The 22,273-nt window shown below is 73.5% G+C and carries 23 protein-coding genes, 1 pseudogene and 1 riboswitch; of the genes and pseudogenes, 14 read left to right on the forward strand and 10 right to left on the reverse strand.

Features of this window, described 5'->3' with window-relative positions; translation table 11 throughout:
* Positions 1-63 precede the first annotated feature (63 nt).
* From pyrE to ACFEMC_RS01690, 3 genes are read left to right on the forward strand one after another with little or no spacing between them, the layout of a single operon-like run.
* Positions 64-630, forward strand: a complete 567-nt coding sequence (gene pyrE, locus ACFEMC_RS01680) for an orotate phosphoribosyltransferase (RefSeq protein ID WP_380172982.1) — start codon at positions 64-66, stop codon at positions 628-630.
* Complete coding sequence (locus ACFEMC_RS01685; protein ID WP_380172984.1) at positions 630-1,010, forward strand: hypothetical protein; 381 nt, start codon at positions 630-632, stop codon at positions 1,008-1,010. Before pyrE ends, ACFEMC_RS01685 begins: the two co-directional genes overlap by 1 nt.
* A 14-nt stretch (positions 1,011-1,024) precedes the next feature.
* Positions 1,025-1,855 carry a methyltransferase domain-containing protein gene (locus ACFEMC_RS01690; protein ID WP_380172986.1) on the forward strand — a complete coding sequence of 277 codons (831 nt, stop codon included), beginning with the start codon at positions 1,025-1,027 and terminating at the stop codon, positions 1,853-1,855.
* Between the two features lie 107 nt (positions 1,856-1,962).
* On the opposite strand, the gene ACFEMC_RS01695 is transcribed toward ACFEMC_RS01690, so the two are convergent.
* From ACFEMC_RS01695 to ACFEMC_RS01720, 6 genes are all read right to left on the reverse strand, one after another.
* A complete protein-coding gene (locus ACFEMC_RS01695; RefSeq protein ID WP_380172988.1) occupies positions 1,963-2,601 on the reverse strand; it encodes an IMPACT family protein in 639 nt (212 codons plus the stop codon).
* Complete coding sequence (locus tag ACFEMC_RS01700; protein WP_380172991.1) at positions 2,598-3,221, reverse strand: DedA family protein; 624 nt, start codon at positions 3,219-3,221, stop codon at positions 2,598-2,600. Before ACFEMC_RS01700 ends, ACFEMC_RS01695 begins: the two co-directional genes overlap by 4 nt.
* 30 nt (positions 3,222-3,251) lie before the next feature.
* Positions 3,252-3,677 carry an acyl-CoA thioesterase gene (locus tag ACFEMC_RS01705; RefSeq protein WP_367636462.1) on the reverse strand — a complete coding sequence of 142 codons (426 nt, stop codon included), beginning with the start codon at positions 3,675-3,677 and terminating at the stop codon, positions 3,252-3,254.
* Positions 3,678-3,700: 23 nt separating this feature from the next.
* Positions 3,701-4,441 (reverse strand): DedA family protein, encoded by a 741-nt coding sequence (locus tag ACFEMC_RS01710; protein ID WP_380172993.1) that lies wholly within the window; start codon positions 4,439-4,441, stop codon positions 3,701-3,703.
* A 161-nt stretch (positions 4,442-4,602) separates the two neighbouring features.
* Positions 4,603-5,730 (reverse strand): Gfo/Idh/MocA family protein, encoded by a 1,128-nt coding sequence (locus ACFEMC_RS01715; protein ID WP_380172995.1) that lies wholly within the window; start codon positions 5,728-5,730, stop codon positions 4,603-4,605.
* Positions 5,727-6,515: a sugar phosphate isomerase/epimerase family protein gene (locus ACFEMC_RS01720; protein ID WP_380172997.1), complete on the reverse strand. Its 789-nt coding sequence runs from the start codon at positions 6,513-6,515 to the stop codon at positions 5,727-5,729. Before ACFEMC_RS01720 ends, ACFEMC_RS01715 begins: the two co-directional genes overlap by 4 nt.
* A 147-nt stretch (positions 6,516-6,662) precedes the next feature.
* Between ACFEMC_RS01720 and ACFEMC_RS01725 the strand changes: the two genes are divergently transcribed.
* From ACFEMC_RS01725 to ACFEMC_RS01760, 8 genes are read left to right on the forward strand one after another with little or no spacing between them, the layout of a single operon-like run.
* Positions 6,663-7,058, forward strand: a complete 396-nt coding sequence (locus ACFEMC_RS01725) for an ankyrin repeat domain-containing protein (protein WP_380172999.1) — start codon at positions 6,663-6,665, stop codon at positions 7,056-7,058.
* A 59-nt stretch (positions 7,059-7,117) separates the two neighbouring features.
* Entirely contained in the window at positions 7,118-7,525 is a 408-nt protein-coding gene (locus ACFEMC_RS01730) for a molybdopterin-binding protein (RefSeq protein WP_380173001.1), read from the forward strand.
* 26 nt (positions 7,526-7,551) lie between these two features.
* Positions 7,552-8,298, forward strand: coding sequence for a molybdate ABC transporter substrate-binding protein (gene modA / locus ACFEMC_RS01735; protein ID WP_380173003.1), 747 nt, complete (start codon positions 7,552-7,554; stop codon positions 8,296-8,298).
* On the forward strand, positions 8,295-9,098 hold the full coding sequence (locus ACFEMC_RS01740; protein WP_380173005.1) for an ABC transporter permease: 804 nt from the start codon (positions 8,295-8,297) through the stop codon (positions 9,096-9,098). Before modA ends, ACFEMC_RS01740 begins: the two co-directional genes overlap by 4 nt.
* Positions 9,095-10,204 carry a sulfate/molybdate ABC transporter ATP-binding protein gene (locus ACFEMC_RS01745; RefSeq protein ID WP_380173007.1) on the forward strand — a complete coding sequence of 370 codons (1,110 nt, stop codon included), beginning with the start codon at positions 9,095-9,097 and terminating at the stop codon, positions 10,202-10,204. Before ACFEMC_RS01740 ends, ACFEMC_RS01745 begins: the two co-directional genes overlap by 4 nt.
* A gap of 48 nt (positions 10,205-10,252) precedes the next feature.
* Positions 10,253-11,140: an ABC transporter ATP-binding protein gene (locus tag ACFEMC_RS01750; RefSeq protein ID WP_380173009.1), complete on the forward strand. Its 888-nt coding sequence runs from the start codon at positions 10,253-10,255 to the stop codon at positions 11,138-11,140.
* Positions 11,137-12,312: an ABC transporter permease gene (locus ACFEMC_RS01755; protein ID WP_380173011.1), complete on the forward strand. Its 1,176-nt coding sequence runs from the start codon at positions 11,137-11,139 to the stop codon at positions 12,310-12,312. The genes ACFEMC_RS01750 and ACFEMC_RS01755 overlap by 4 nt, the downstream gene beginning before the upstream one ends.
* A 19-nt stretch (positions 12,313-12,331) precedes the next feature.
* A complete protein-coding gene (locus tag ACFEMC_RS01760) occupies positions 12,332-12,973 on the forward strand; it encodes a TrmH family RNA methyltransferase (RefSeq protein ID WP_380173013.1) in 642 nt (213 codons plus the stop codon).
* 156 nt (positions 12,974-13,129) lie between these two features.
* On the opposite strand, the gene ACFEMC_RS01765 is transcribed toward ACFEMC_RS01760, so the two are convergent.
* Positions 13,130-15,391: a SpoIIE family protein phosphatase gene (locus ACFEMC_RS01765; RefSeq protein ID WP_380173015.1), complete on the reverse strand. Its 2,262-nt coding sequence runs from the start codon at positions 15,389-15,391 to the stop codon at positions 13,130-13,132.
* Positions 15,392-15,607: 216 nt separating this feature from the next.
* Here ACFEMC_RS01765 and ACFEMC_RS01770 point away from each other — a divergent pair, with 216 nt between their 5' ends.
* The 3 genes and pseudogenes from ACFEMC_RS01770 to ACFEMC_RS01780 all read left to right on the forward strand — a co-directional run.
* Positions 15,608-15,862: a hypothetical protein gene (locus tag ACFEMC_RS01770; protein ID WP_380173017.1), complete on the forward strand. Its 255-nt coding sequence runs from the start codon at positions 15,608-15,610 to the stop codon at positions 15,860-15,862.
* Positions 15,863-16,122: 260 nt separating this feature from the next.
* On the forward strand, positions 16,123-16,560 hold the full coding sequence (locus ACFEMC_RS01775; RefSeq protein ID WP_380173019.1) for an STAS domain-containing protein: 438 nt from the start codon (positions 16,123-16,125) through the stop codon (positions 16,558-16,560).
* Between the two features lie 330 nt (positions 16,561-16,890).
* Positions 16,891-17,925 (forward strand): annotated as a pseudogene (locus ACFEMC_RS01780) (RNA polymerase sigma factor); the annotation flags it as partial.
* A 151-nt stretch (positions 17,926-18,076) separates the two neighbouring features.
* On the opposite strand, the gene ACFEMC_RS01785 reads toward ACFEMC_RS01780, so the two are convergent.
* From ACFEMC_RS01785 to ACFEMC_RS01795, 3 genes are all read right to left on the reverse strand, one after another.
* A complete protein-coding gene (locus ACFEMC_RS01785; RefSeq protein ID WP_380173021.1) occupies positions 18,077-18,739 on the reverse strand; it encodes a transglycosylase family protein in 663 nt (220 codons plus the stop codon).
* Positions 18,736-18,907: riboswitch (cyclic di-AMP (ydaO/yuaA leader) on the reverse strand. It overlaps the preceding gene by 4 nt.
* Positions 18,908-19,076: 169 nt before the next feature.
* Positions 19,077-19,838: a lysophospholipid acyltransferase family protein gene (locus tag ACFEMC_RS01790; RefSeq protein ID WP_380173023.1), complete on the reverse strand. Its 762-nt coding sequence runs from the start codon at positions 19,836-19,838 to the stop codon at positions 19,077-19,079.
* 106 nt (positions 19,839-19,944) lie between these two features.
* Positions 19,945-22,236 (reverse strand): SDR family oxidoreductase, encoded by a 2,292-nt coding sequence (locus ACFEMC_RS01795; protein WP_380173025.1) that lies wholly within the window; start codon positions 22,234-22,236, stop codon positions 19,945-19,947.
* Positions 22,237-22,273 lie beyond the last annotated feature (37 nt).

The raw sequence follows: 22,273 nt of genomic DNA on the forward strand, positions 1-22,273 counted from the left end.
ACGTTACCCGCCGCGGCCCGGGGTGCCCGGCGGCGCCTTCGGCAGCACCTAAGCTTCAGCACCGTGAGCACCGACCGAGAACGCCTCGCCGACCTCGTCGCGGCCAAGGCCGTCGTCCACGGCAAGGTCACGCTGTCCAGCGGCAAGGAGGCCGACCACTACGTCGACCTGCGCCGCATCAGCCTCGACGGCGAGGCGTCCGCCCTCGTCGGGCAGGTCCTGCTGGACCTGGTCTCGGACTGGGACTTCGCCGCCGTCGGCGGGCTCACCATGGGCGCCGACCCCGTCGCGCTCGCCATGGTCCACGCGGCCAACGCCCGCGGCTGGGCGCAGGCCCACGACGGCGCCGCGCTCGACGCCTTCGTCGTCCGCAAGGCCGAGAAGACGCACGGCCTGCAGCGCCGCATCGAGGGCCCCGACGTCGCCGGGCGCCGCGTGCTCGCCGTCGAGGACACCTCCACCACCGGCGGTTCCGTGCTCACCGCCGTCGAGGCGCTGCGGGAGGCGGGCGCCGAGGTCGTCGGCGTCGTCGTCATCGTCGACCGCGACACGGGCGCCAAGGAGAAGGTCGAGGCGCAGGGCGTCCCCTACCGCTACGCCTTCAGCCTGGCCGACATCGGGCTCGCCTGATGGGGGCCACCGGGACGGTCGTGCTGGTCGTCGTCGTCCTGCTCGTGCTCGTCGTGGCGCTGTGGGCCGTCAGCACCCGCGCCGGTCTCGTCCGGATGCGGGACCTCGCCGTCGAGGCCGGTGCCCTCGCCGAGCAGCGCCGCAGCCGGCTCGCGGACCTGTCCGTGCACGTCGCCTCCCAGGAGGCGACCGAGTCCGGTGCCGACCCGCAGACCGTCAAGGCGCTCGCCGACGCCGAGCACCGCCTGGCCGGGGACGTCGCCTTCCACGCCGCCGCCGTGCGCGCCTACGACGCGAAGCTGCACGCGGTCCCCGCGTCCTGGGTCGGGGCGCTGTCCGGGCTGCACCCGCTCGGCGCCGCGGCGGAACAGCAGCACTGAACGCCGCCCCCGCCGTGCTGGCCGAGGTCGTCCCCGCGCTGCGCTGCCCGCACTGCGCCAGGGAGGTCGAGCTGTCCGGCCGGGTCCTGGGATGCGTTGCGGGGCACCGCTTCGACCTCGCCCGCCAGGGGTACGTCAACCTCGCCGTCGGTCGCTCCGCGAGCGGGGACGACGCCGGGATGGTCGCCGCCCGCGACGCGTTCCTCGGCGCCGGGCACTACGCACCCGTCGCGGCGGCGCTCGCCGACCGCGCCGTCCCCGGGCTCGTCGTCGACGTCGGCGGGGGGACCGGGTACTACCTCGCGGCCGTCGTCGAGGCCACCGGCGGACCGGGCGTCGTCGTCGAGCCCTCGACCGCGGCGCTGCGCCGGGCCGCGCGCGCCCACCCCCGCGTCGCCGCCGTCGGTGCGGACGTGTGGCGCGGACTGCCCTTCGCGGCCGGTTCCGTCGACCTCGTGACGACGGTGTTCGCTCCGCGGGGCGTCGGCGAGGTTGCGCGCGTGCTGCGGCCCGGCGGGCGCTGGGTCGTCGTGACGCCGCTGGCCCAGCACCTCGAGGAGGTGCGCGAGCCCCTCGGCATGGTGGGGGTGGAGGAGCGCAAGGCCGAGCGCCTGCACGCCGACCTCACCGGCTTCGGGATCCTCACCGAGGACGAGCTGCGCTTCACCCGGACCCTCGACCGCGAGAGCCTGCGTGCCCTCGTGCTCATGGGCCCCAGCGCCCACCACGTCGACCCGGCCGCCCTCGACGCGCGGCTGGACGCCGTCCTCGCCGGCCGCGCCGGGGGTGTCGACGTCACCGTGGGTGTACGCCTCACGGTCGTCACCGGGGGTCGGGATCGTTGACGCATCCGGCTCACAGGTTGAGCCGGATGCGTCGGCGAGCTCGACCGAGCAGCGTCTCGCGCTGTGGGCTCGCTGCGTCAACCGGCTCGTAGGTCGAGCCGGCTGCGTCAACGATCCCCCACCCCGGCCGGGCGGACGGCGGGCCCGAGGCCCGCGACGGTGACGGTCGGTGAGGCCGCGGCGAGGTGGGCGGTGAGCGCGTCGGCGCCGCCCGAGGCCACCGCGACGACGGCGTGCCAGCCGTCGCCGGCCCAGTCGACGTCCTCGACCGCGAAGGCGCGGCGCAGCTCGGCCTCCACGCGGCCACCGTCGGCGAGGCCCGCCGACACCCGGACGAGGTCGACGCGGCGACGTGCCACCGTGCCCGCCTCGGCGAGCGCGGCGCTCACGGACCCGCCGTAGGCGCGGACCAGTCCGCCGGTCCCCAGCAGCGTCCCGCCGAACCACCGCGTCACGACGGTGACGACGTCGGTCACCGCCGCGCCCCGCAGGGCCGCCAGCATCGGAGCGCCGGCCGTCCCGGCGGGTTCGCCGTCGTCGGAGGAGCGCTGCTCCTGCCCGTCCTCGCCGAGCACCCAGGCCGTGCAGTGGTGCCGGGCGTCCGGGAACTCGCGGCGCACCCGGACGACCACCTCCTCGGCGGCGGCCACCGACGCGACGGGTTCCAGGGTCGTGAGGAAGCGGGACCGTTCCACGACGAGCTCCGTCCGGACCGCGCGGGCCGGGACGGGCAGCGGGTCGCTCACGAGCGGGCGCGGGCCCGCCGCCGGCGGACCCAGGAGACGAGCGGGGTGACGATCGAGGCGAGGATCGCGACGCCGGCGATGGAGTAGGCGAGCGTCCGCACCCACGGCAGGGAGTCGGCCGCGTACCCGGCCAGGACGAGCAACGCCCCCCAGCAGAGCGCGCCGACGACGTTTGCCGACGCGAACTTCGCGTACGGCATGGCGGCGGTGCCCGCGATGATCGGTGTGAAGGCGCGCAGCCACGGGATGAAGCGGCAGGCGACGACGGCGAACCAGCCGTACTTCTCGTAGAACGCCTCGGCCTTCGGCAGGTGGTGCGCGGCCTTCCCGGCGCGCCGCAGCAGCCAGGGCCGCCCGAGCCGGCGGCCGGACCAGTAGCCGACGGTGTCACCGAGGATGGCGGCCAGCGTCACCCCGACGACGAGGACGGGCAGGGACAGCGGGGAGTTGTCGCGCGCGGCGAGCAGCCCCGCCGTGAAGAGGACGCTGCTGCCCGGCAGCCAGAACCCGACGAGGGTGCCCGTCTCGGCGAAGACGATGCCGAAGACCAGGAGGTACAGACCGACGGCGCCCAGGTCCTCCAACGGGGGGTCGGCGAGGTGGGCGAGCCAGTCGGACACCGGTCGATCCTCGCACTGGGAAGGGCAGCCTCACACGGCCAGGGTGGCGAGCCGTGCCCTCTCGTCGTCGTCGAGACGGCGCGGACGGCCGGAGGCGAAGTCGTAGGCCACGCACACCGTCGACGCCGTGACGTAGGTCGTGGGCGTCCCCGTGACGGGAGGGTCGGGCTCGCAGACCTCGTAGTCGACCTCGAAGCTGGCCCCGCCGACGCGGCCCACCCAGAGGTCCACGGCGACCGGCTCCATCCGGTAGTCCAGCGGCGCCTTGTACTCGATCGTGTGCTTGGCGACGACCATCCCCGTCGCCAGCATCGGCGCGGAGCCGTCGGGGGAGGCCATGCCGAAGGCGCGGACGCGGGCCTCCTCGAGCAGCCGCAGCAGCTCGACGTTGTTCACGTGGCGGTAGGCGTCCATGTCGCCCCACCGCAGGGACAGGAGCAGGCGCTGGCGCGGCACCCGGACATCCTGCCCGGTGGAGGTCAGTGCTGGTTCTCGGGGGTCTGGCTCTCGGTGGCGCCGCCCTGGCGGGGGAGTTCCCCGGCCTGGCGCTGCTTGTGGCGGTCGCGCAGGTACTCGATGCCGACCGGGATGAGCGACAGGACGACGAGCAGGAGCAGCCCGAGCTCGAGGTTCTCGCGGATGAGCTTGACGCTGCCGAGGGCGTAGCCGAGGAGCGTGATGCCCGACGCCCACGCCACCGCACCGATGGCGGAGAAGGTGAGGAAGACGCGGCGGGGCATGGCACCGGCGCCGGCGGCGAGCGTGATGAAGGTGCGGACGACCGGGACGAAGCGGGCCAGGATGATCGCGCGCGCGCCGTAGCGCTCGAAGAAGTCGTGCGTCTGCTTGATGCGCTTCGGCGTCAGCAGCTTGGAGCCCTCGCGCTGGAAGATCGCCGGACCGGCCTTCTTGCCGATCTCGTACCCGACCGCGTTGCCGAGGAAGGCCGCGACCGACAGCAGCAGGCACGAGACCCACAGCGGGTCCTTGAGGATCCCCGAGTGGGTGAACAGCCCCACGGTGAACAGCAGGGAGTCGCCGGGCAGGAAGAACATGAACAGCCCGCACTCGACGAACACGATGGCCACCGAGACCCACAGCGCGGCCATGCCCAGGGAGTCGAGGAAGCTCTCGGGGTTCGCCCAGTCCGGCAGCAGGGCCGGAGCGGCGGCGGGTGCGGCGGACCCCAGGGCGGCCGAGAACTCGGCGAGGAAGGACACGACCCCAGGGTAAGTGCCGGGACGCGGTGCCCGGGCGCCTCGACCTGGAGATCAGCCCAGAGGATGACGTGACGCGCGTCAGGACCACCCGCTCGTCGGACGCCGTCCGGGTGGGGGGTGCGCGTCGTCCGGCGTTGCGGTGCCGGACGACGCGCCCTCCCTCAGACGGTGCGGGTGGTGGGGTCCCAGTCGGCCGGCAGCAGCTCGGCCGGGGCCACGGTGCTGGTGACCGGCACGAACGCGCCGGACTGCGCGGATTCGGCGATCGAGACCATCGCATCGACCACGTGGTGGGCCAACGCCCCCTGCACCCGGTGCGGACGACCCTCCCGCACCGCGCGGGCCATCTCCAGCACCCCCGTCCCCCGCGTGGACAGCGCCTTGGTCGAGGCGATCGTCTCCCACTCGCCCTCCCGGCCCCCGCCGGCGCGGCGGATGCGCAGGTCCCCGTCGAAGTCGTTCGGGTCCGGCAACGCCAACGTCGCCTCGGTCCCGGTGATCTCCACGAACCCGTGCCGCGGCAACGGGGAGTCGAAGGAGAAGATGCTGCTGCCCGAGGCGCCGCCGGCGAACTGCGTCAACGCGCTGACGTGGGTGGGCACCGTCACGTCGAACACCTCCCCGGCCTTCGGGCCGGACCCGATGGTCCGCTGCGCCCGGGACGTCCCGGCCACCGCGGCCACCTGTGTGATGGGCCCGAAGGCCTGCACCAGCGTGGTCAGGTAGTAGGGGCCGATGTCGAACAGCGGCCCGGCCCCGTGCTGGAACAAGAACGCCGGGTTGGGGTGCCAGGACTCCGGGCCCGGGGACTGCATCAACGTCAACGCGCTCAGCGGGGTGCCGATGTCCCCGCGGCGCAGCACCGCCAGCGCGGTCTGCAACCCCACACCCAGGAACGTGTCCGGCGCGCACCCCAACCGCACCCCCGCCGCCTGCGCGGCGGCCAGCAACCGGGCCCCACCCTCACGGTCCAAGGCGACCGGTTTCTCCGACCACACGTGCTTGCCCGCGCCGATCGCGGCCAGCGACACCTCCACGTGCGCGGCCGGGATCGTCAGGTTGATGACGATCTCCACGTCCTCGTGGGTCAGGACGGTGTCGATGCCGCCGTGGGCGGGGACACCGTGTTCGGCGGCCCGGCGGGAGGCGGCTTCGGGGTAGAGGTCACCGATGGCGTGCACCTGCACGTCGGGGAAGGAGGTCAGGTTCTCCAGGTAGGTCCCGGAGATCACCCCTGCCCCGATGATGCCGATCCCCACCGGACCCGAGCGCTGCGCCGGGGCGGTCATGCCGGGACCCCGCTGCTCAGGGCCTGGACGAGGTGGGTGTAGCTGTCCTGCACCGCGGTGAACATGTCCCCGGTCGTGTCGTCCAGCTCGATCACACCCAGGTCCACGCCTGCGCACGCGGCCAGGATCGCGGCGGTGTCGATGGCGCCGGTCCCGAACGCCACCTGCTTGCTGTCATCGCGCGAGCCGTCGCCGTCCTTCAGGTGCACGGCCTTGACCCGCGAACCCAACCGGTCCAGCAGGTCCGGCACGTCGACCCCGCCGACCACGGCCCAGTACGTGTCGACCTCCAACGCCACCTGCTCGTGCAGGTGCTCGGCCAGGACCTCCAGCGCGGGGCGGCCGCCGATGCGGGTTTCCAGCTCGAACTCGTGGTTGTGGTAGCCGATGGTGACGCCGGCGTCGGCGGCCCGTTGCGCGGCGGTGTTCAGTTCCGCCGCGATCGCCGCGACGTCCTCGGTCGTGGTCCAGCGGGCCCGGTCCACGTGCGGGTCGATGACCAAGGTGGTGCCGGTGGCCGCGGCCGCGGTCAGGACCGCGTCCAGGTCCGCGCCGATCACCGAGGTGTGCGCCGAGGGCGCCGACAACCCGTGCGCGGCCAGCACCGGCGCCAACGTGGCCGCCGAGGAGGTCAGCCCGAACGGTTCGACCTGGGTGAACCCGATCGCGGCCAGCCGGGCCAACGTGCCGTCCAGGTCGGCGGCCAACGCCTCCCGCACGGTGTACAGCTGCACCGAGATCCGCGACACGTCCAACGTCGGACCGGGGGTGGTGGGTGGGGTCATGAGCGGAGCTCGTCCTTCCAGAGGTGACGGACGTCCGCCTGGACGCCCTCGTCCCCGGTCCGGGCTCTCGAACCGAACCGGTTCAGCAACCGTACGTCGGGTTCCCGTCCGGGCGCTACCCCCGGCGTCCCCGGTTACGCTCCGGACGTGACCCACGGGCTGACCGAGGCCGAACTCGCGTTCCTGCACGAGACCTTCGACCTCGCCCGGGAGGGATCGACCGCCGCTCTCGCGGCCCGCGTCGACGCGGGCGTCCCGGCGGACCTGACGAACTCCGCCGGCGACACCCTGCTGGTCCTCGCCGCCTACCACGCGCACCCCGAGACGGTCCGCGCTCTCCTCGACCGCGGCGCCGACCACGCCCGCGTCAACGACAAGGGGCAGACGGCCCTGGGGGCGGCGGTGTTCCGGCAGTCCCGGCCGGTCGTCGAGCTGCTCCTCGCCGCGGGGGCGGATCCCGCTCTCGGACGGCAGTCCGGGCTCGCCGTGGCCGAGGTCTTCGGTCTGCCGGAGATGAGCGAGTTGCTGCGCCGACACCTCTGACGCCGCACCTGCGGTCGTCTGGTCCTCGCGGAGCCGCACTTGCGGGATAGCATCGCCACGTGCCCGACTACCGCATCCGCGACGTCGCCGACCTGCTCGGCGTCTCCGACGACACCGCCCGGCGCTGGACGGACAGCGGGGTGTTGCCGAGCGGCAAGGACGCCTCCGGCCGGACCGTCGTCGACGGGGCGGCGCTGGCGGCCTTCGCCGTCGAGAACGCCGCCACCGCGGCGACCGACACGACGTCCGTGGCCCGCTCGGCACGCAACCGCTTCGCGGGTCTCGTCACCCGCGTCGTCGCCGACGGGGTCATGGCCCAGGTCGAGATGCAGTGCGGACCACACCGCGTCGTCTCCCTCATGAGCGCCGAGGCCGCCGCCGAACTCGGCCTGGAACCCGGCAGCCGCGCGACCGCGGTCGTCAAGGCCACCACCGTCATCGTCGAGACCCCGGACGGCCGCTCGTGAGGTTCCGCGCGCTCCCGGGTCTGCTCGTGGTGGCTCTCCTGACGGCCTGCGGCGCGGGCGGCGGGTCCGCCGCCGACGCGACGAGCAGTTCTCCCGCCGAACGCACCCTCACGGTGTTCGCGGCCGCCTCGCTGAAGGGCACGTTCACCCGCATCGGCACGGAGTTCGAGGCCGCCAACCCCGGCGTCCGCGTGACGTTCTCGTTCGCCGGGTCCTCCGACCTCGCGACCCAGATCGGCGAAGGGGCTCCCGCGGACGTCTTCGCCTCGGCCGACGAGAAGAACATGGCGAAGGTCACGGGCCAGTCCCTGACCGTCGGCGATCCCGTGGACTTCGCCACGAACGTGCTCGAGATCGCCACCCCGCCGGGGAACCCCGCGGGGGTCCGCAGTTTCGCGGACCTCGCGCGCCCGGGTCTGAAGGTCGTGGTGTGCGCCGCGCAGGTCCCCTGCGGGGCGGCGACGGAGACGGTGGAGAAGGCGAGCGGGGTGACGCTCGTGCCCGTCAGCGAGGAGAACTCGGTGACCGACGTCCTCGGCAAGGTCACCGCGGGCGAGGCCGACGCCGGCCTCGTCTACGTGACGGACGTGCGAGGCGCGGGGGACGCGGTGACAGGCGTGGAGTTCCCCGAGTCGTCCCGCGCCGTGAACACGTACCCCGTCGTGGCGTTGAAGAGCGCCTCCGACGAATCGTTGGCGACGGAGTTCGTCACGTTCGTCACCGGCGAGCAGGGTCGGAAGGTGCTGCGGGACGCGGGGTTCGGTGCCCCGTGACGGTCCGGCGGGGCGGCGCGGTGGAGGGGAGCGCGTTGCCCCGGTGGGTCCTCGTCCCGGCGGCGGTGGGGTTGCTGCTCTTCGTGCTGCCCCTGCTCGGGATCCTCTCCCGGGTGCCGTGGACGCGGTTCGTCCCGCTCATCACGTCGGACTGCTCCCGGGCGGCGCTGGAACTCAGCCTGCGGACCGCGACCGCGAGCACCGTCCTGTGCGTGGTGCTCGGCGTCCCGATGGCGCTGGTGCTGGCCCGCGGGAACGTGCCGGGGACGAGGGCGCTGCGGTCGATCGCGCTGCTGCCCCTCGTCCTGCCCCCCGTCGTGGGCGGCATGGCGCTGCTGTGGGCGTTGGGACGGAACGGGTTGCTCGGCCCGGCGCTCTCGGTGCTCGGAGTCGAGGTCGGGTTCACGACGGCGGCCGTCGTCATCGCCCAGACGTTCGTGTCGTTGCCGTTCCTCGTCCTCAGCCTGGAGGGGGCGTTGCTGACGGCGGGCGACCGCTACGAGTCCGTCGCCGCGACCCTCGGCGCGCGGCCGGGGCGGGTCCTGGTCCGCATCACGGTGCCGCTCGTCGCACCGGGGCTGCTGTCGGGGGCCGTGCTCGCCTTCGCCCGGGCGCTGGGGGAGTTCGGCGCGACGCTCGCGTTCGCCGGCAGCCTGCAGGGGGTCACCCGGACGTTGCCGCTGGAGGTCTACCTGCTGCGGGAGACCGATGCCGACGCCGCGGCTGCTCTGTCGCTGCTGCTCGTCGTCGTCGCGGTCGTCGTCGTCGTCGCGGTCCGCGGCCGGCGGAGCGTCCTGTGACCCTCCACGTCGACGTGCGGTTCGCACCCCGCGAACTCGACGTCACCCTCGACGTCGTGACGGGGGAGGTCGTCGCCGTCCTCGGGCCCAACGGGGCGGGCAAGTCGACGCTCCTGGCCCTGCTCGCCGGGCTGCTGCGCCCGACGTCCGGACGCATCGAGCTCGGCGGCACCGTCCTGACCGACGCCGGGGGTGCGGGTCGTGGCGTCTTCCTGCCCCCGCACCGGCGCGGGGTCGGGCTGCTGGCCCAGGAACCACTGCTGTTCCCCCACCTCGACGTCGCCGCGAACGTGGCCTTCGGCCCGCGCAGTGCCGGCGCGTCCCGGGCGCAGGCCCGGGCCCGCGCCGCCGACGTCCTCGCCGAGGTGGGCATGGCCGGCTTCGCGGACCGGCGGCCGCGTGCACTGTCCGGCGGTCAGGCGCAGCGGGTGGCGATCGCCCGGGCCCTGGCCGCCGACCCCCGCCTGCTGCTGCTCGACGAACCCCTCGCCGCCCTCGACGTCGCCGCCGCCCCCGAGGTCCGGCAGGTGCTGCGCCGCGTCCTCGGCCGGGGCGAGCGGTCCGCGGTCCTCGTCACCCACGAACCCCTCGACGCACTCGCGCTCGCGGACCGGGCCGTCGTCCTGGAAGGCGGACGGGTCGTGGAGGAGGGGCCGGTGCAGCAGGTGCTCACGGCGCCCCGCAGCCGCTTCGCCGCGCAGCTCGCCGGTCTGGACCTGCTGCCCGGCGTGTTCACCGCCGACGGGCTGCGGACCCCCGACGGGGGACTGGTCACCGGCTTGTCCGGCGACGGGCCGGTCGCGCCCGGACGCCCGGGGGTCGCCGTGTTCAGCCCGTCGGCCGTCGCCGTGCACGTCACCGACCCCGGCGGCAGCCCGCGCAACCGCTGGGCCGCCACCGTCGCCGACGTGAGCCCGCGCGGTGAGGTGGTCCGGGTGCGCGCGCGGTTGGACCGGCTGCCCGGGCACGACGTGCTGGCCGACGTCACCGTCGCCGCCGCCGCCGAACTCGACCTCGTCCCGGGGGCTGCCGTCCACCTGGCCGTCAAGGCCACGGCCGTCCGCCTGCATCCCACCGTCGAGGGGGAACGGGTGCCGCTCCGGTAGACGTTCGGTGGACGCGGCTGTTCCCGGGTGGCCCCTAGGTTCGGGCGGGTGCTCGTCCTCGACTCCATCACCCGCCGCTTCGGGGAGCGTCTCGCCCTCGACGACGTCAGTCTCAGCGTGCCCGACGGACGCATGGTCGGTTTCGTCGGCGCCAACGGGGCCGGCAAGACCACCACCATGCGCATCGCGCTCGGCGTCCTCGCCGCCGACTCCGGGTCGGTCACGTTCCGCGGGAAGACGCCTGACCTCGCGACCCGCCGCCGCTTCGGCTACATGCCCGAGGAACGCGGGCTGTACCCCAAGGGGCGGCTGCTCGAGCAGCTCGTGTTCCTCGCCCGCCTCCACGGCGTGGACCGCGGGGTCGCGACGCGCCGGGGGCAGGACCTGCTGGACCGCCTCGGCCTGGGCGACCGTTCCCGCGACAAGCTCGAGTCGCTCTCGCTGGGGAACCAGCAGCGCGTCCAGGTCGCGGCCTCCCTGGTCCACGACCCCGAACTCCTCGTCCTCGACGAACCGTTCTCCGGCCTCGACCCGCTGGCGGTCGACGCGATGGCCGACCTGCTGCGGGAGAAGACCGCCGCGGGTGTCGGCGTCCTGTTCTCCAGCCACCAGCTCGACCTCGTCGACCGCCTGTGCGACGACCTCGTCGTCCTGCACGCCGGCCGCGTCGTCGCGTCGGGGGAACCGGAGGAGCTGCGTCGGGAACGCGCCGGGTTCCGGTACGAGCTGGTCGCCGAGGGGGACCTCGGGTGGCTCGCGGCCGTCCCGGGCGTCCGGGTGCTCGACCACCGCCGGCACGGGGTGGTGCTCGAACTCTCCGGCGCGCCGGACCTCGACCAGACCGTCCTGGCCGAGGCGGTCCGCCGCGGCCCGGTGCGGTCGTTCGCACCGTTGCTGCCCTCGTTGTCCGAACTGTTCCAGGAGGTGTCCCGGTGAGGGGTCAGTGGCAGATCGTCGCCCAGCGCGAGATGACGGAGCGGCTGCGCGACAAGGGCTTCCTTATCTCGACGGCGTTCCTCTTCCTCATCGTCGCGGCGGCCGCCGTGCTGCCCGGGGTGTTCTCGGGGGGTACCGACGACTACGACGTCGCCGTCACCGCGGACTCGAAACCCCTCGTCGCGACGGCCCTGCCGACGGAGGACTCCGACACCCGGATCCACCTGCGCGACGAGGCCGACGTCGCCGCGGCCGAGGCCGCGGTCCGGGCGGGGGACGTGGACGCGGCTGTCGTGGTCCAGGGGGGCACGGCGTCGATCGTCGGTGACCGCAGCGTGTCCGACACCCTGTCCACCGTCCTGCGCAACCGCGTCAGCACCGCCCAGACGGTGGCCGGGTTCGAGAGTCTCGGTGTCAGCGGCACCGACGTCGGGCGCGTCCTGTCCCTGCCGCCGCCCGCGACCCGCCTGCTGGCCCCGGACGCCGTCGACCCGATCACGGTGTACCTGCTCGGTCTGGCCTTCGCGATCATCTTCTTCCAGATCGTGATCATCTTCGGCTACTCCATCGCGCAGAGCGTCGTGCAGGAGAAGCAGACCCGCGTCATCGAACTGCTCGTCACCACCGTCCCGGTGCGGCAGCTGCTCATCGGCAAGATCGCCGGGAACGGGTTGCTCGCGTTCTGCCAGGTGCTCCTGCTCGTGGGGGCCGGGGTGGGCGCCCTGGCCGTCGCCCAGCCGGACCTGCTGTCCTCGATCCCCGGGATCCCGACGGCCGCCGGCTGGTTCCTCGTCTTCTTCGTCTTCGGGTTCGCGATGCTGTCGTGCCTGTGGGCCGCCGCCGGCGCGATGGCGAGCCGGCTCGAGGACCTGCAGTCGACGGCGACGCCGGTGCAGATGTTCGTCATGCTGCCGTTCTTCGCGACGTTCTTCACCAACGACCCGGGGACGCTGCAGACCGTCTTCAGCTACGTCCCGCTGACGTCCCCGATGGTCATGCCGAAGCGGGTCGTCCAGGGCGACGTTGCGCTGTGGGAACCGCTCGTCTCGCTCGGCATCATCGCGCTGACCGCCGTCCTGTTCGTCAGCATCGCCCGCCGGTTGTACGAGAACAGCCTGCTGCAGACGGGACGCTCCCTCGGGCTGAGGTCCGCGTGGCGGAAGGTGGCCTGACACCTGGGAGGATCGGCAGGTGCCGGAGCAGCAGGGGGAGCAGGTCGAGCAGCGGGTCGTCGGCGTCGGGCCCTGGGAGGGACGGTGGCCCGACGACCCGCGGTTCGACCCGGAGCTGCTCGCCGAGGGCGACCGCCGCAACGTCGTCGACGAGTACCGCTACTGGTCGAACGCCGCGATCGTCGCCGACCTCGACACGCGCCGGAACCCGCTGCACGTCGCGGTGGAGAACTGGCAGCACGACGCCAACATCGGCTCGGTCGTGCGGACGGCGAACGCCGTCAACGCCGCGGGCGCGCACGTCGTGGGCCACCGCCGCTGGAACCGCCGCGGCGCGATGGTCACCGACCGGTACCTGTCGGTCCACCACCACGAGGACGTCGCGGCGTTGGCCGCGTGGGCGGCGGAGCGCGGCCTGCCCGTCGTCGGCATCGACAACGTCGAGGGGTCGGTGCCGTTGGAGACCTACGACCTGCCGCGCGAGTGCGTGCTGCTCTTCGGCCAGGAGGGCCCAGGGCTCACCGACGAGGCCGTCGCCCACTGCGTCGACGTGCTGGCCATCGCCCAGTTCGGGTCCACCCGGTCCATCAACGTCGGGGCCGCGGCGGCCGTCGCGATGCACGCGTGGGTGCGGCGGCACGTGTTCGGGCAACAACCCTGACCGCTGGGTGCCCCGGCCCGCGCCGGGAGGCCCCAGGTGGCGCGCAGCTGGGTCAGGAGCGGGCAGCGGTCACGGGACGCCAGGCCGCCGTCGTCCCGCGTCGTCTGGGCCCCGTGACGTTCGCGGGCGGTCTCGCGGGACCAGGCGGGCTGGTGGTCAGACCATCCGACGCCCTGCGGCCTCGGGCGGGCGAGGACGGTCCTCCCGGTGGGCGCGCACGGCCAGGATCGCGCAGTCGTCCTCCGGTGAGTCCCCGACCAGGTCGACCACGACGCGGTCCAGCAGTTCCTCCACCGAGAGGTCGCGGCACGAGCTCAAGACCCGGCGCAGGTCGTCGATGCCGTCCTCGAGGCTGCGGCCGCGGTGCTCGATGAGGCCGTCGGTGTACAGCAGCACCGTCGACCCCGGTGGCAGCGCCACGAGGTGGTCGCTGCGCTCGGCGTCCGGCAGGAGTCCGATGAGCATCTCCGCTTCGCTGGTGAGCACCTGCGTGGACCCGTCAGCCAGCAGCAGCAGGGGCGGCGGGTGCCCGGCATTGGTCCACCGCAGTCGACGGACCCTCCGTCCACCGGCGGCACCGGCCTCCGAGGTGTCGGCGGGGACCTGCTCGATCCGGCCCAGGACGAGCGTGGCCAGGCCGTCGACGCCCAAGCCGGCCAGAGCCCGGTCCAGACGGGTCACCACCTGGGCGGGGGGTTCGTCGCGGTCGTAGGCGAACGCTCTGAGCAGTCCGCGCATCTGCCCCATGTGGGCGGCCGCGGCCATGTCGTGACCGGTGACGTCGCCGATGACCAGCACCGTGGACCCGTCCCGCTGGACGACGGCGTCGTACCAGTCCCCACCCACGTGCTCGCCGGCCGCGGCAGGCACGTAGCGGGACCGGAGTTCGAGGTGGTCCGGTTCGGGCAGCCGGGTCAGGAGGGACCGTTGGAGCACCTCGGCGGCGCTCCTGCGTTCCGCGGCCAGCACCGCGCGCTGGACGGCCTGTGCCGTGTACCGGGCCAGTGCTCGCAGCGCTGCTCGGTGGCGACTGGAGAAGGCACGGGGTTCGGCCCAGGACAGGAAGACCGCCCCGATGACCTCGCCGGCGCTGACGAGGGCCAGGCTCGCGCTGGCTCCCACCGTTGCGGGCCCGACGTGCACGGCGGTCACGGGGTCCGCTGCCCGCGACGCGGTGCCGTCGCCGGAGAACACCGCCGCTCGCTGGCGCACCGCCTGGGCCGGAGGGACGTCGTCGCCCCAGCCGATGCGCGACCACACCCCGTCCGTGGTGGCAGGAGCGGCGGCGGACCTCACGAGGTCCAGCCGGGTGCGGGCGGCATCGGCCAGCAGCAGACCGCTGCCGGTCGCGCCCAGTTCGACGGTCACGACGTCGGCGATGGTGGCGGCGACCTCCGCCACGGTGGTCGTCGCCGTCAGGGCCTCGGACAAGGTCAGCAGGAGTCGCCCTGAGCGGTCGGCGTCCTCGGCGGCGGTCTGCGCCTGGCGGGCGGCGTCCAGGCGTTCGTCGGTGTCTCGTCGTTCCCGGGCGCGCTCGTGCCGGGCGAGGACGTGAGCGGTGACGTCGCTCTGCAGGCTGATCCGGTGAGCGGGGGCGCCGTCGTCGTCCAGGACGGGGAGGACGGTGAGGTGGTCGTAGAACGCCGACCCGTCGCGACGGTGGGCCAGCAACGTCTCGCGGATCCCCTCGGCGGCGGGTGCCTCAGCGGGTACTGCCCCACGGGACGTCCGGACGAGGTCGCCACGGAGTCGGGCCAGGGCGTGCGCGTCCGTGTCGGGGCCGGCCCAGAACAGCAGGTCGCGGCCGACGGCCTCGGAGGGGGTGTAGCCGGTCAGCTGGGTGAAGGTGGACGAGACCCACAGCAGCGGGTCCCCGTCGACGGTGGGGTCGGAGAGGGTCAGGGCCAGGCCGCTGGACAGGACCGAACCGTGGTCGCGGTCGCCCCCTGCCGTGGTCCCGTAGGCGTCCGGGAGGTCGACGGGCACGAGGACGAGCAGGGACCGGGTCTGCAGTGGCGGCGGTGCGCCGTGCAGCGGCGCACCGGTCGCCCACAGGGCCTCACCTGCGTGGGCAGCGACACGGTGCAGGAGGGCCGTGGTCTGCTGCCCGGGCTCAGGACCACCCGCGGCCACGCGCAGCAACGAGGTGCCGTCCTGGCCGTCGAGTCCGCCCGGGGAGACCACCAGACCCGCTGCGTGGGACCAGTCCTCCACGGCCGCCGGGAGGAGCAGACCCGGGGCCAGCCGGCGGGCCACGTCGTTGCCGGACAGCACCTGCTCGGAGACGACGTCGACGACGAGCAGTGCCACCGGGCCCTCGCGGGCGACCACCGGCAGATCCAGTCGACCCGGCATCCCCACGGCCCCGTCCACCGGCCTGCTGTCGGCGTCCTCGCCCTTCCCGGGCCACTGGCGCACCAGCCCAGACTAGTCACCCGGCGACCGACCGGCCGGCGTCGGCGGCTCTGCCGGGAGAGGCCGACGTCCCGGCGTCTCGACGGGCCACGCGGGCGCCGGTGCCGCACACTGGTGGGACACGAGCCGTGAGCACCACCCGGTGGGTCAGAGCGTGGCCGGGAAGGCATCGTGACCAGCAGGCGTGCGCGCGTCGTCATGACGTCGCCAGGAGCACCCGTGACCGACCCCACCGTCACCATCGTCGTCTCCCGCGTCCTGCGGGGCCGGAGCTGGGCCGAGCACGAGGCTCGGGTCAGCGCTGATCTGCGTTCCCGGGCCACGGTCAGAGCCGTCGAGGCGGGGCTGTCGCCCGGCGACGTCGGTGACGTCGTCGTCGACGCCGGGGCGGACGGTCTGTGGGCGCGCCTCACGTGCACCGCCACTGCACGTCCGCACCCGCGCGGAGGCGCCGGAGCGAGTCCCGAGGAGTGAGCTGACGGAGGACGTCCGCCAGCCCCGCGATGCCGGTCGACTCCTGACCCGGCCACCCGCTGGTCGACGGGGGCTGGGACTGCGAGAGCACCGGACCCGGCGGACCACCGCACCGGGGTGTGGCTGGTTCCTGGTCCCCGGCCCTGGCCGGCGTCCACGTCCCGGCGGCCCCGGAGCCGGACGGGTCCTCGGGCCGCACGTGCGTCGGTGGGAACACCTGCCGACGAGGAGAACGAACACCAGCGAACGGGGACAGCACGATGGAGCTGCACAGCAGTACGCGAGGGAACGAACGGATCGTCGTCGTCGAGGGGGTCGTCGGCGCCGCGGAGGTGCCGGAGTTGCTCGCCGAGTTGCTGGCCGCGGTGCAGGACGGCGGCGGACACGACGTGCTGCTGGACGTGAGGGGGGTTTCCTCGTTCGCGGACGAGGCGCTGACGGCCTTGACCGCAGGGAGGTCTCGTGCCAAGTCGTTGCGCCACCGGATCGTGGTCGTCGACGGCAGGAACGGTGAGACGGCGAAGAGCTTGCGCCGCAGCGGACAGGTCTTCCGCTTCCCCGTCCACCCCGACGCCGGGAGTGCCAGTGCCGCTCTGGAGGCCGACCGGGTTTCGTTGGCCGCGACGAACCCCCTGCAGGTGGCGGACGGGCCCGCTGCGACGACGGTGCGAGCGCTGCGTGGGGGAGGACCGCTGTGAGGCTCCTCTGTGCGGAGCACCTCGCGGCCGACGGTTCCGAACTCGACGCGGTGACCGTCTGGGCCGGTCGCGCTGTCTGCCGGGAGTGCCTGACCAGCCTCAGCGACAGGTCGACGACCGACGCGTGGGACCTCGAGGAAACTCGCGCACGAGACGAGCGGCGCCCGGTGGACGACCTGCGTCGGTTCCCCCGCCCGGACCGCTGACCACGGGACGGGGCGGTCCAGGTCGAAAGGGGGCGATGGTGTTCCCGGGCTGAGCGTGGTGTGATGGACCTGCTCAGGGGTACATCGAGAGCCGTCGATGCGTGCTTGGACGTCAGACCGGTGCGCGGTACGACCGTCGCGTGCTGGTGCCGGCACCGTGACGAAGGGTTCTCCCGTGTCCTCACCCCTCGTCGTGGAAGCCCCTGAGGGCGAGGACGACGGCCCGACGGCGACGGTGGACACGGTCGGATCCAGCAGCGACCCGGTCAAGGACTACCTGAGGCTCATCGCCAGGGTCGCTCTCCTCACCGCCGATCAGGAAGTGGACCTCTCCCAACGCATCGAAGTCGGCCTGTTCGCAGATCAGAAGCTCTTGGCGGGTGACGAGCTGGACCCGGTCCTCGCGCGCGAGTTGCGGTGGATCAGCCAGGACGGCCGTCGGGCCAAGAACCACCTCGTCGAGGCCAACCTGCGCCTGGTGGTCTCGCTCGCGAAGCGGTACACGGGTCGGGGGATGCTCTTCCTGGACCTCATCCAGGAGGGAAACCTGGGGCTGGTGCGAGCCGTCGAGAAGTTCGACCACGCCCGGGGTTTCAAGTTCTCGACGTACGCGACGTGGTGGATCCGGCAGGCCATCACGCGGGCCATGGCGGACCAGGCGCGGACAGTCCGCCTCCCGGCGCACGTGGTGGAACTCATCAACCGGCTGGCACGCCTGCGGCGGCAAGTGCTGCAGGACCTCGGTCGCGAGGCCACGGTGGACGAGCTCGCCGAGGGGCTCGGCACGACTCCGGAGAAGGTCGCCGACCTCCAGAAGCACGGACGTGACACGATCTCGCTGCACACCCAGCTGGGGCAGGACGGGACCTCGGAGTTGGGTGACCTCATCGAGGACGTCCACGCCGTCGATGCCTTGGCTTCGGTCACCTTCACCCTCTTGCAGGAGCAGGTGCGCTCCGTCCTGGACACGCTGTCCGAGCGCGAGGCCGGCGTCGTCTCGATGCGCTTCGGCCTCACCACGGCTCGGCCGATGACCCTCGACGAGATCGGCAGGATCTACGGCGTCACGCGTGAGCGGATCCGGCAGATCGAGTCCAAGACGATGTCCAAGCTGCGTCACCCCTCGCGTTCCAGCGTGTTGCGCGACTACCTGGAGTGAGTCGACGCCGGCGGACGTCCTCCTGCGAGCTGGACGTCACCGCGCGAGACCCCGCTCGGCTCCGCGGGGGCTGGACGACGAACGCCCCGGGTCCGGCCGAGGCCGGACCCGGGGCGGGTCACGTCTGCGGGCCGTCGGGCCCGGGGGTGCGTCAGGGCAGGAGGAGGACCTGGCCGACGCGGATGTGCGCGGGGTTGTCACCGATGGCGGCGCGGTTGGCGTTCCACACGGCCACGTAGCCGCCGGCCACGCCGTTGTTGACGGCGATCCGGTACAGCGTGTCGCCGGGGGCGACGACGTGGGTGCGGGCGCTCGCCGGAGCGGACTCGACGACCGGCGCGGGGGCCGGCGCCGGGGCGGGAGCCGGAGCGGGGGCCGGGGCGGGGTGCAGCAGCGCCGCCTCCATGCCGACCGGGTCGGCCGCACCGCTCAGGCCGAGCTTGCGGGAGCAGGACGGCCAGGCGCGCCAGCCCTGCTTGGCCAGCACGCGCTCGGCGACGACGATCTGCTGCTCGCGGGAGGCCAGGTCCGCACGGGGGGCGAACTGCCCGCCGCCGAAGCCGGTCCAGGTGCGGGCGCTGAACTGGACGCCGCCGTAGTAGCCGTTGCCGGTGTTGATGTGCCAGTTGCCGGTCGACTCGCACTGCGCGAGGCGGTCCCACTCCTGCACGGGGGCCGCGGAGGCGCTGGAGACCGGGGCGAGCAGCGCCGCGCCGGCGGCACCGGCCGCGGCGGTCGCGAGCAGGCCACGACGGACGAGCTTGGTGTTGCTGGGCGCGCGGTGGCGCGCGGGGGCACGACGGATCGCAGACATGTGACCTCCAACGCCTACGAGGTCAGCTGTCGGGTTCGGGTCGAAGGTGGTTTGACCCGGCCGCGCGGGCGCGGCTTCACCCCGAGGACTCCCGCCGGGGCGGTCATCCGAGGAACGTGTGGGTCCCCCGCTCCTGCCCACGGGCTCTGCTTCCGGCGCGGTGGGCAGGACTCGGCGTTCCGCGGCCGTGTTCCCGAGGAACCCCGGGAACGTCCTGACGGTAACAAGTCAGCGGTCCGACGTACACCGTCCCGCGACCTGACCGTGACCTGCGTCCTCGCAGGTGAGCGGCCCGCTGGGCCCGCGCGTGACGCAGATCACGCGCGACGACCCGGGGTCAGCTGTTCGCGAACAGCTTCGCGACGGCTTCCTCGATGCGGGTGGTGAAGTCGCCGGCGCGTTCGCCCTCGCGACCGTGGAGGGGTTCGCCGAAGGTGACGTGGATGTCCGGACGGCCCTTCACGGGCCAGTTCTTCTTCGGGGGCATGGCCTCGAACGTGCCGCGCAGCGCGATCGGCACGACGGGCACGCCGGCGTCGAGCGCGAGGTAGGCCGCCCCCTTCTTGAAGGGCCGCATCTCGCCCGTGTAGCTGCGCCCGCCCTCGGCGAAGATCACCAGGCTCCAGCCGTCCGCCAGCAGCTGCGAGGACGGGTTCGGGCCCCGCCCGCCGCGCCGTTCCAGGGGGTAGGTGCCGATGACGAGGCCCGAGGGCGCCGCACGCCACCAGACGTCGAAGAAGTAGTCCGCGGCCGCGGCGATGGCCACTCGACGCCGTCGACGAGCCCCGAGCGCCTCGAGGATGACGGGCGCGTCGAGGTGGGAAGAGTGGTTGGCGACCAGGACGGCCGCGGTCCCGAGCCGGTCCAGCGCCTCGACGTTGTGCACGTGGATGCGCACCTGGGACTTCATGAGCGGGGTCATCAGACCGCGCTGCAGGGTGGCGCGGACGGCCGTGGCCGGCCCCGAGCGCACCCAGTCGTTGCGGTGGACCGAGCGGCCGCCCTCGTCGGGCTCGGACGGTCCGGTCGAGTGCCTGCGCAGCAACGGCAGTGCGCGCACGATCCGGGTCGGTCGCGGGATCCCCATCAGCCTCGCCATCCTTCGGTCCTCGACACACCGGCGGTCACTGGCGGTGCGGAGTTCACAGGGGGCATCCTGCCACGGCCCCCGCCCGGGGGCCGGTCCACCACCACGCGTCCAGCGCTCAGTCCGTGCCCGCCAGCACCTGCTGGGGGACCCGCAGCCGGCGGGTCGGCGACGAGGCCGCCCAGTCGGCCACCGGCCAGCGGGACGCGCGCGCCACGCGGAACAGCGGGACGTCGGGGGAGACCGCGCTCGGGTTGCCGACGGTCTTCAGCAGCGGGATGTCGACGTGGGAGTCGGCGTAGGCGTAGCTGGCGGCCAGGTTGGCCCCCTCCACCTCGGCGTACCGGCGCAGCCAGGCGGCGCGGGCCTCACCGACGAGGGGCGGGGACGTGAGGAACCCGTTGGCGACGCGGTGGCCGTCCTGCACCACCTCGTCGAGCTCGGTGCAGACGACCTCGTCGAAGAGCCCCTCCAGCGGGCGGGTCACCTGGCGGACGTCCCCGGTCATGAGGATCGTCCGGTGCCCGGCGTCGCGGTGGGCCTGGATGCGGCGCAGCGCGTCCGAGGACACCTGCTGCAGGAACGAGGGGGCGAAGACGTCGTCGACGTACGCCTCGAGGGCGTCGAGGTCCACGCCCGCGTACCCGCGGAACAAGGCCCGCAGGAAGCTGCCGCGGTCCCGGCGCTCGGCCGCGATCCACCCCGGCAGGTGACGCATGATCCGGCCGAACTCCGCGATGCGGGCGGGGGCGTCCAGGGAGGAGAGCCGCAGCGTCAGGTACGTGTCGACGACCGTGCCCGGCAGCAGCGTCCCGGCGAGGTCGAAGACGGCCAGGACGGGTGCGGACCCCTCGGTCGCGGGGCGCAGCTCGCGCGGCCCGCTGGCGGCGGCCTGCGTGCGACGGCGGCGGATCTCGTCGTACTTGCGCATCTGCGCCGTGACGCTCGGGCAGTGCGACTCGAGCCAGTAGTGGTCCCAGTCGACCTCGGAGGTGTCGAAGCCCCACATCTCGACGTCGGCCGGGTCCAGGGACCGGTGCAGCGCCAGGGTCCGGTCGTCGACGAAGCGCAGCTCGGCCTCGGTGTACGCCTTGTACAGGTCCATGTACCGGCGGGCGAACTCGACCTGGCCCTGGGCCTTGTCGAGCTTGCGCGAGACCTCGCGCACCTTCGCCGACCGCGGGGCGAGCGCCAGGACGCGGTTGCCCGCGCTCGTCAGCAGTTCGCCGACGCGCACCTTGCGCTCGACGGCGCGGCCGCCGGGGAAGTCCCACGTCGGCATGACGGCGGGGGAGGAGTCGAAGGGGTGCTTGGTGAAGTACTCGCGGATGAACTCGTACACGTCGCGGAACGTCAGCGGGTTCCGGCTGCCCGAGCTCACGTGGTAGTACGCCGGTTGCGACAGCGGAGGCGGCGTCGCGGCGGCCACGACGATCGCGTTGACCACGTGGTCGATCGGCACGACGTCGATGACGGAGTCGGGGGCCGCCGGGAACTCGGTGAGCTCGCCGCGGCCGTAGGCCAGGATGATCGGCTCGGCCATCTTGAAGCCCTCGATCCACCCCGGGTGAGGGTGCTTGACCGCGGACTCCACGATGCTCGGGCGCAGGATCGTCGTGGGGATGACGGGTGCCGCGATCTCCTCGACGAGCCGCTCGCCCATCGCCTTGGTGAACGTGTAGCAGTCGGTCCAGCCGAGCGTCCTGGCGCGCTCCTTCCCGGCGGCCTTCTGCTGGGCGGTGACCCACGCGACGCGGCGTTCCTCGGCGCCGGCGGCCACGCTGAGCGGGCCCGCCCGGCCGTGGTCGCGCTCGGCGGCGCGCAGGAACTCCTTCAGGCGGCCCTCGAGGCGGGAGTCCTCCTCGATGCGGGCGGCCAGCCGCAGCCCGGACTCCGTCTCGGTGCGCCAGTCGACCTGGTGCTCCACGGCCCGCTCGGGGACGGCGCCGCGCCGGCGGCCGCCGACGTAGGCGGTCGAGACGTGGACGTAGTGGACGGCACGGCCACCGCGCTCGCCGGCCTCCAGCGTGCGCTCGACGAGCGCGCGGGTCCCCGTGACGTTCGTGGTGAAGGCGTCCTGGATGAGCGGGTCGAACGAGACGTCCCCGGCGCAGTGCACGACGACGTCGATGTCCGACGGCAGCTCGGGCACGTTCGACAGGTCGCCCTCGAGCGCCTCGACGCGCGTCTTCAGCAGGTCGTCGGCCTCGCCCGCGGCGCGGAAGATCGGCTTGCGCAGCACCGAGCGGAGGCGGTCCTCGCCACTCTGACCGGGCTTGGGACGCACCAGCGCGACGGCGGTCGTGGAGGGCAGGTCGACGAGCAGGCGCTGCAGCAGCGCCTCACCGATGAAGCCCGTCACCCCGGTCAGGAGGAACCGCTTGCCGTCGAGATGCTCAGCCAATCGCACGCGGAGGATCCTGCCACGGATGCGACCCCCCTCCGCG

It is taken from the genome of Kineococcus sp. DHX-1 (genome assembly GCF_042473625.1).
Taxonomy (GTDB): domain Bacteria; phylum Actinomycetota; class Actinomycetes; order Actinomycetales; family Kineococcaceae; genus Kineococcus.